This window comes from Gordonia amicalis NBRC 100051 = JCM 11271 (assembly GCF_000332995.1).
In the GTDB taxonomy this organism is placed as follows: domain Bacteria; phylum Actinomycetota; class Actinomycetes; order Mycobacteriales; family Mycobacteriaceae; genus Gordonia; species Gordonia amicalis.
This window is the reverse complement of the sequence record NZ_BANS01000043.1, coordinates 42,269-50,875: the sequence shown is the minus strand read 5'-3', so window position 1 is coordinate 50,875 and position 8,607 is coordinate 42,269. Positions and strand designations below refer to the sequence as shown.

Below are 8,607 nucleotides of genomic sequence, written 5' to 3'. Positions count from 1 at the left end.
CAACGTGCGATGGGACAGATCGATCGGGATCGTGGCATCGAGTCGGAGAATCGCCCACCGGTGGAGTCGACAGGCCGGTGGAAGTGGAATGCGGATGGCTCGTTGTCTGTGTCGCTGACGCTGTCTCCGCTCGATGGTGCCGGCTTCTGGCCGGTGCGGTTCGTGCGGAGTACGAACGCACCCGGACCTGCGACGATGCGGATTTGCACGCGGTGTCGAGCGTTCCGCGGAACGCTGCGAGCGAGTTGGAAACCGTGGATGGTGAACGGGATTCCGAGGCCAAGCCGGCGAATCGTCGGGACCTGTGGCGGAATGTGCCGTCGAATCCGGCGCCGGCGATGGTGGCCATGGCCGACATGGTGCACGAGGGGATCGCGATGCCTGATCTCGCACCGGGCGCCGAGATTCTGATCCATACCGACGAGGGTGGGGAGCAGGCCCACCTCGATGACGGGCCGGCGCTGTCGGAGGCTGAGTTGGACGAGGCGCACTGCGGTGCTGCGGTTCGGAAGGTGTTGTCCAGCAGGGTTTCCGGAGCGCCGGGAAAGTTGGCGTTGCTGGGGTTGGGGCGTAAGTCGCGAACGCCGAACAAGGCACTGGTCAGGGCGTTGTTCCTGAGAGACCGGTGCTGTCAGGTGCCCGGCTGTGAACGCACACGGCATCTGCACGCCCACCATGTGGTGTTCTGGTCGGCCGGTGGACCGACCGACCTGGACAACCTGATTTTGTTGTGTGGAAGCTGTCACCGTGCGTTGCATCGGGGTGAGTTCAGTATCACCGGTCATGGGTCGCAACGGTTTTCGTTCCACCGGCCGGGCGGTTCAGTGATCGACGTGAGTCCCGCGACACGTGCGCCAGGTCGGTGGTCGCCGGATGAGCGGGTGGCAGCGAATGCGACGGTGCCCGTGGGTGGCGGCAAGCTCGACCTCGGGTATGCGACCGAGGTGATCTACGCGGTGTGGGAATGGAAGGAACGCAACGCAGGCCGAGAGGTGACAGCGGCCTGACGACCCGCCCGGCCGCGTCAGGATCTCGGCGTGCCACCGGAAACGCTGACGACCCGGAGCATCCTCGTCGCCGCGTCCCGGACCAGGTCTCGAAGCTCATCGGGTCGCTCGATGACGACATCGGCGTCCATGGCGGCGATGATCGGCGGCAGCCAGTCGAGGCTGTCGGCGTGGATCTCGACTCGGTGCCGGCCGGGCCGTCGCCCGTCGGTCCGTCGGTTGCGTCGTCCATGCGCTCTATCCGAGCGACGCTGCGCGGCAGGCGTGCGCGCAGGCGTTCCTCGGTCTCACGGATACGCATGACCACCCGCCAGCGATAGTCCGCGGTGGCGAAGAGGTCCAGGAGCCGTTGCTCCACGTCGAGATCCGCCGGCGGGGCGAAGGTCTGGGGCATAGACCGCGCGGTGCGGATCCGGTCGACACGAAATGTGCGTTCCTGCTTCGTGTCTGGGTCGGCGGCGACCAGGTACCAGTTGTCCGAGTGCGCGGCCAGGCCATAGGGGTGAATCGTCCGGCGAGACGGCGCGCCCGTCCCGTTGCGGTAGCGCAGGTCGACCACGCGTCGAAGATGCACCGCCTCCGCAAGCGTCAGCATCAGGGCGGGGTCCGGATCCATCCCGCGGCGCGAGACCGGCGTCATCAACCCGAGGAGCACGTCGACCTGCCTCGCGTCAGCCGCCGGCAGCGCCCGCATGACCTTGGCCATCGCCGTCTGCGCTGAAAGGTCGGTCTCGCCCGTGGCGGCTCGGCTGCGGGCGAGCCCGAGGAAGACCGCCACCGCCTCCTCTTTGCTGAACATGAGCGGGAGGACGCGCTGACCCGGCGCGAGCTGGTATCCGCCATACCGTCCGCGCAGCGTTTCGATGGGGATTCCCGACTCGGTGAGCCGACCCACGTCTCGGCGCACGGTGCGCTCGTCGACCCCGAGGTGTTCTGCCAGTTCGCCCACGGTGCGTTGGTGCGCTGACTGCAGTAGCTCGAGGAGTCGCAGCGCCCGCGCGGTGGTGTCGGCCATGAATCCATGATCGCCCATCAAACCGGGCGGTTTCTGTCCGGTATTGCTCCTACCGTCGCACCTGCGGCCGGGCGAACGGTCGCGTCCACGCACATCGGAGGAGAAAATCCAATGCAGTTGGCAGCCACCCGAATCTTCACCGACGACGTCGACGCGCTCATCGCGTTCTACGAAGCGGCGACCGGACTCACCGCTGCGCGGTTGCACCCGATGTTCGCTGAGCTCCGCACCCCGTCCGGCACGCTGGCCATTGCCGATACCGCCACGGTCCCGTTGCTCGGTGACGGTGCCGCGCAGGCGCGCGCGAACCGCAGCGTCGCCCTCGACTTCCGGGTCGACGACGTCGACGCTGTCTACGCAGTGCTGCGTGATGTCGTGACGGTGTTCGTCAACGAGCCGACGAACATGCCATGGGGCAACCGCTCGCTGCTGGTCAGGGACCCGGACGGCACGCTGGTCAACTTCTTCACCCCGGTCGGCGACGAGGCCGCGGGGAATCTCTTCTGATCCCCGGCTCTTATGATTGTGCGCGGTGTCAGCGCCGCCCCGCCGCCCGAGAGGATTCACCCAGCATGACGATCGAACAGAACACCGCCGAAGAGAACAGCACAGCCCCGGCGCACACCGAGCTCTGGGTCGAGCGCACCGGGACCCGGCGGTACACCGGGCGCAGCTCACGTGGTGCCGAGGTGCTGATCGGCTCGCAGGACGTCGACGGGGTCTTCACGCCGGGCGAACTGCTCAAGATCGCGCTGGCGGCCTGCACCGGCCTGTCCTCGGACCGTCCGCTCTCGCGTCGCCTCGGCGACGACTACGACGCCACCATCCGGGTCAGCGGTGACGCCGACCGCGAGAACGAGGTGTACCCGCGGATCGAGGAGGTCCTCGAGGTCGACCTCTCCGAACTCGACCCCGACGCGGCGCAACGCCTACTCGTCGTCGTCGAGCGTGCGATCGACGCGGTGTGCACGGTGGGACGCACCATCAAGGCCGGCGCCGAGGTCGACCTGAAGATCGTGACGGACTGAGTCATGAGTGCCGACCCTGTCCGGTTATCTGCGTTCGTCCACGGACACGTCCAGGGCGTGGGCTTCCGATGGTGGACGCGGTCGCGGGCCCTGGAGCTCGGTCTGGTCGGTTACGCGTCCAATCAGGCCGACGGGCGGGTGCACGTCGTGGCCGAGGGACCCCGCGACAAGGTGCAGGCTCTGCTCGATGCGCTGCGGTCCGGCGAGACCCCCGGTCGGGTGGATCTGGTGGTCGACAGCCTGGACCCCGCTCGCGGAGACCTGGTCGGTTTCCTCGAACGGTGAGCGTTGCCCGAAACGCATCACGATGGTGAGTACTCTGTACCGTCGTGCACCTCAAAAGCCTGACCCTGAAGGGCTTCAAGTCGTTCGCCTCGGCGACGACCCTGCGCTTCGAGCCGGGCATCACGTGCGTCGTCGGCCCCAACGGCTCCGGTAAGTCCAATGTCGTCGACGCCCTGACCTGGGTCATGGGCGAGCAGGGCGCCAAGGCGCTGCGCGGCGGCAAGATGCAGGACGTGATCTTCGCCGGCACCTCCGGACGTCCGCCGCTGGGACGTGCGGAGGTGACGCTCACCATCGACAACGCCGACGGCGCGCTCCCGATCGAGTACTCCGAGGTCTCGATCACCCGCCGCATGTTCCGCGACGGCGCGGGCGAATACGAGATCAACGGCAGCACCTGTCGCCTCATGGATGTTCAGGAGCTGCTCTCCGACTCCGGTATCGGCCGCGAGATGCACGTCATCGTCGGTCAGGGTCGTCTGTCGGCGATTCTCGAGTCGCGTCCAGAGGACCGTCGCGCGTTCATCGAGGAGGCGGCCGGCGTCCTCAAACACCGCAAGCGCAAGGAAAAGGCGGTCCGCAAGCTCGACGCGATGCAGGCCAACCTGGCGCGCCTGACCGACCTCACCGCCGAACTGCGACGCCAGCTCAAGCCGCTCGGCCGGCAGGCGGAGGTCGCCCGCCGCGCGCAGACCGTCCAGGCCGACCTCCGTGACGCCCGACTGCGCCTCGCCGCCGACGACCTGGTCATCCGGCGCGCCGAGATGGCCGAACACGCCGCCGTCGAGGACGAGGTGCGGCGCCGCCAGGACGAGGTGGCCGCGGAACTCGACCGCGCCAATGCCGAGGTGACCGAGCACGAGCAGCATCTCGCCGAGGTCACCCCGGCGGCCGCGGCGGCCAGCCGCGCCTGGTTCCGGTTGTCGGCCCTGGCCGAGCGCGTCGACGCGACCCGCCGGGTCGCCGCCGAGCGCAGCCGCTATCTGAGCGAAGCCGCCACCGAGGCGACCGGACCCGACCCGGAGGAACTCGAGGAGCAGGCCCTGGAGGCCGCCGAACTCGAGGCCGAACTGACCGAGGGCGTCGAGATCGCCGCCGAACAACTCGAGACGGCCCGCGAGGTGCTCCGCGAGCGCGAGTCGATCGCCGAGGCCGCGGAGGCCGCCCATCTCGCCGCCGTCCAGGCGATCGCCGACCGTCGGGAAGGACTGGCCCGTCTCGAGGGACAGGTCGACAACCTGCGAACGCGTTCCGAGGGGGTCGACGCCGAGGCCGACCGTCTGACGGCTGCCATCGCCCACGCCACCGAACGCGCCGAAAGCGCTGCCATGCAACAGGATTCGGCAGCGGGGGAACTCGCGCAGCTGGAGGCGTCCGAGCAGGCCCTCGACGAGCACCACGAGCGGTGCGTCACCGCGCTGAACCTGTCCAACGAACGTGTCGCGACCCTGCAGGCGCAGCACCGCGAGGCCGAACAGTCCATCGCCTCGCTGTCGGCGCGGGTCGAGGCCCTCGCCATGGGCCTGGAACGCAACGACGGCGGCGCCTGGCTGCTCGACAACGCGCCCGACGGCCTGCTCGGACCGATGTCGGAGCTGGTCACCGTCGAACCCGGCTTCGAGACCGCGATCGCCGGTGCGCTCGGCCCGGCGGTCGACGGCATCGTGACGGTCGACGGCATGGCGGCCATCCGCGCGCTCGAGGCCCTCAAGTCCGGCGACGGGGGACGGGCCGCCCTGATCTGCGGCGGCCTCACCGACTCCGTACGGCAACGAGACGCTGCCTTGCCCGAAGGCGCTCGCTGGGCATCCTCCGCGGTGACCTGTGGTCCGGAGATCCGCACCGCGATCGACACCGTCCTCGCCGACACCGTCGTAGTCGACGACCCCGCCCGGGGCCTGGAACTGGCCCGCAGCCTCGGCGTGCGCGTGGTGACCCACGCCGGTGACCGCATCGGTCCCGCCTCGATCGAGGGTGGATCGTCGCGGCGTCCGTCGACGCTCGAGGTGCAGTCCGCCATCGACGCCGCGACCGAGGACCTGGCCGCGACCCGACGGCGCGTCGAAGAGCTGGAGGCCGCACTCGACGGGGCACTCACCGAACAGCGGGAACGTCGGGAAGCGGCCGAGGAGGCACTCGCCGCGCTCCACGAATCGGATTCCAGTGTCGGCGCCGCGTATGAGCAGATGGCCCGGCTGGGCCACGAGATCCGCACCGCCCGGGCGGAGGCCGATCGCTTCACCCGTCAGCGCAACCTGCTGGAGAAGGGTCGCGCCGAGACCCTGGAGTCCCTTCGCGAACTGGAGGAACGGCTGCGGCTGGCCCGCGACGAGTCGGACTCGGGTCCGGAGATGGCCGCCGACGACTCCGAGCGGTCGACCGCCGCGGCGGCCGTCGGGATCGCCCGCGGTACCGAGATGGAGGCGCGTCTGGCACTGCGCACCGCCGAGGAACGCCTCTCGTCGGTGCGCGGCAAGGCCGACTCGCTGCGGCGCGCCGCCCAGCGTGAGCGGGAGGCCCGCGAGCGGGCACGTCGTCAGGACGAGATCCGGCGACAGGCCGCCGGGGTGGCGGTGGCCGTCGAGCGGGCCGGCGCGCAGGTCGCCGAGCGTCTCGCGGCGGCGGTCGCGTCGGCGCAGGCGGGTCGCGACGAGCTCGAGGAGCTCCGGGTCGCGCGCTCGGCGACCCTCGACGAGCTGCGCCTGAAATCCGGGGAACTGACCACCACGCTGAACTCGTTGCGCGACACCGTGCATCGTGACGAGGTGGCCCGTGCCCAGGTGGCGCTGCGGATCGAACAGCTCGAGGAGCAGATTCTCGAGACGTTCGCGATGTCGCCGGACGACCTCATCGCCGAATACGGCCCCGACGTCCCGATGCCGCCGTCGGCCCTGGAGATGCAGGAGTACGAGGAGGCGAAGGCGCGCGGTGAACAGGTGGTGGCCCCGGCACCCATGCCGTACGACCGCGCCACCCAGGAAGCCCGGGCGAAGAAGGCGCAGAAAGACCTCAACACGCTCGGCAAGGTCAACCCGCTCGCGCTCGAGGAGTTCGCCGCGCTGGAGGAGCGCTACAACTTCCTGTCCTCGCAGCTCGAGGACGTCAAGGCCGCACGCAAGGACCTGCTCGACGTCGTCGAGGACGTGGACGCCCGCATCCTGCAGGTGTTCACCGAGGCCTACGCCGACGTCGAGCGCGAGTTCGGCCAGGTCTTCCAGACGCTGTTCCCCGGCGGCGAGGGCCGGCTCGTGCTGACCGAGCCCAACGACATGCTGACCACCGGCATCGAGGTGGAGGCCCGGCCGCCGGGTAAGAAGGTGAAGAGACTGTCGCTGCTGTCGGGCGGGGAGAAATCCCTGACCGCGGTCGCGATGCTGGTGGCGATCTTCCGTGCCCGCCCGTCACCGTTCTATGTCATGGACGAGGTCGAGGCGGCGCTCGACGACACCAACCTGCGTCGTCTCATCAAGCTGTTCGAGCAGTTGCGGGAGAAGTCGCAGCTCATCGTCATCACCCATCAGAAGCCCACGATGGAGATCGCCGACGCCCTCTACGGCGTCAGCATGCGCGGGGACGGCATCACGACCGTCATCTCGCAGCGCATGCGGGGCGTCAACATGCCCGTGGCTCAACAGGAGGACACCAGCCAGTGAACACCGGAATCATCATCGGGATCGTCGTCGCGGTGCTCGTCGTCGCCGCGCTGATCGTGCTCGGACTGGTGCTGGCGCGTCGTCGTCGCATCTCGCTGTCCGACACCACGACGAAGCCGGAGATCGTCGACGGGACCACCCGTCAGGTCGACCGGTCCGGGGGCTATCAGGCGGGGTCGGGTTTCAGTTTCAGTCGTGGTGACACGGCCCTGGCCGAGCCGCCGGCGCGCAAGCCGGCACCGGAGCCCAAGCCGGAGCCGCCGGTCCGGCCGGAACCACCGATCCAGCCGGTCGAGGAGCGCACCGACGTCGACGGCCAGCCCGCGGTCGGCGACGACGCCGCGGTGCCGCGCGACTCCCACCGCCGCGGGATCACCGAGGTGTCCCTGCCCGACGTCATCGAGCCGGTAGAAGCCGAGCCCGAGACAGCAGAGCCCGAGACAGCAGAGCCCGAGACAGCCGCACCCGAGGCAGCGGCGCCGGAGACCGCAGCACCCGAGGTCGCCGAGCCGGACGTCATCGCGCCCGAGGCGACCGCGCCCGAGGTGGCTGCACCCGACGACGCGTCCGGCGCGGTCACGGCACCGCCGCGCGAGGAGATCGCACCGACCGCCGGCCGTCTGGGCCGGCTGCGTGGTCGGCTGTCCCGGTCGCAGGGCGCGATCGGCAAGAGTGTGCTCGGTCTGCTCGGCGCCGGTGACCTGGACGAGGACAGCTGGGAGGAGATCGAGGACACCCTGGTGATGGCCGACCTCGGTACGGCGACCACCACGACCGTCGTCGAGACCCTGCGGTCCGAGCTGGCCGCGAACCCGGTCAAGTCGGCGGCAGAGGCCCGCGCACTGCTGAAGCGGGTGCTTGTCGAGCAGCTCGACCCGACGCTGGACCGTTCGATCCGCGCGCTGCCGCATGCGGGGCGCCCGGCCGTCGTGCTGGTCGTGGGCGTCAACGGCACCGGCAAGACCACGACGACGGGCAAGCTGGCCCGCGTTCTCGTCGCCGACGGACGTCGCGTGCTCTTGGGTGCAGCCGACACCTTCCGCGCGGCCGCCGCCGACCAGCTGCAGACCTGGGGCGAGCGCGTCGGTGCGGAGATCGTTCGCGGCAAGGAACAGGCCGATCCGGCCGCGGTGGCGTTCGACGCGGTCGACCGCGGCATCGCGTCGGGCGTCGACGTCGTCATGATCGACACCGCCGGCCGTCTGCACACCAAGACCGGTCTGATGGACGAGCTGGGCAAGGTCAAGCGCGTCGTGGAGAAGAAGGCACCGGTCGACGAGGTGCTGCTCGTGCTCGACGCCACGGTCGGCCAGAACGGGCTGATGCAGGCACGGGTGTTCGCCGAGGTCGTCGACATCACCGGTGTGGTGCTGACCAAGCTGGACGGCACCGCCAAGGGCGGCATCGTCTTCCACGTGCAGAAGGAACTGGGCGTGCCGGTGAAACTGGTCGGTCTGGGCGAGGGCGCCGATGATCTGGCGCCGTTCGAGCCGGAGGCCTTCGTCGACGCGCTGCTGTGATCGCCGCACGCTGGTGAATTTGATCGCCGATCGGAAATCGCGGGTGAGAGATCGCCGGGACAAAACTGAGACAGCCCTCAGAGCGAACCTGCTGTTTTA

At 69.5% G+C, this 8,607-nt stretch carries 5 protein-coding genes and 2 pseudogenes; 6 read left to right on the top strand and 1 reads right to left on the bottom strand.

Annotation, left to right across the window (positions count from 1 at the left end; genetic code table 11):
• Positions 1 to 1,007 (top strand): annotated as a pseudogene (locus tag GOAMI_RS23625) (HNH endonuclease signature motif containing protein); the annotation flags it as partial.
• Positions 1,008 to 1,416: 409 nt separating this feature from the next.
• On the opposite strand, the pseudogene GOAMI_RS23620 reads toward GOAMI_RS23625, so the two are convergent.
• A pseudogene (locus GOAMI_RS23620) lies at positions 1,417 to 2,022 on the bottom strand (helix-turn-helix transcriptional regulator); the annotation flags it as partial.
• Positions 2,023 to 2,133: 111 nt separating this feature from the next.
• On the opposite strand from GOAMI_RS23620, the gene GOAMI_RS18880 reads away from it, so the two are divergent.
• The 5 genes from GOAMI_RS18880 to ftsY all read left to right on the top strand — a co-directional run bounded on the left by GOAMI_RS18880 (position 2,134) and on the right by ftsY (position 8,508).
• The gene (locus GOAMI_RS18880) at positions 2,134 to 2,529 is read left to right on the top strand and encodes a VOC family protein (RefSeq protein WP_006438186.1); all 396 of its coding nucleotides are present in this window, start codon (positions 2,134 to 2,136) and stop codon (positions 2,527 to 2,529) included.
• 65 nt (positions 2,530 to 2,594) lie between these two features.
• Entirely contained in the window at positions 2,595 to 3,050 is a 456-nt protein-coding gene (locus GOAMI_RS18875) for an OsmC family protein (RefSeq protein ID WP_006438185.1), read from the top strand.
• A 3-nt stretch (positions 3,051 to 3,053) separates the two neighbouring features.
• Positions 3,054 to 3,335: an acylphosphatase gene (locus GOAMI_RS18870; RefSeq protein ID WP_006438184.1), complete on the top strand. Its 282-nt coding sequence runs from the start codon at positions 3,054 to 3,056 to the stop codon at positions 3,333 to 3,335.
• 44 nt (positions 3,336 to 3,379) lie between these two features.
• Positions 3,380 to 6,988, top strand: coding sequence for a chromosome segregation protein SMC (smc, locus tag GOAMI_RS18865; RefSeq protein ID WP_006438183.1), 3,609 nt, complete (start codon positions 3,380 to 3,382; stop codon positions 6,986 to 6,988).
• Positions 6,985 to 8,508, top strand: a complete 1,524-nt coding sequence (gene ftsY, locus GOAMI_RS18860; protein WP_006438182.1) for a signal recognition particle-docking protein FtsY — start codon at positions 6,985 to 6,987, stop codon at positions 8,506 to 8,508. The genes smc and ftsY overlap by 4 nt, the downstream gene beginning before the upstream one ends.
• Positions 8,509 to 8,607 lie beyond the last annotated feature (99 nt).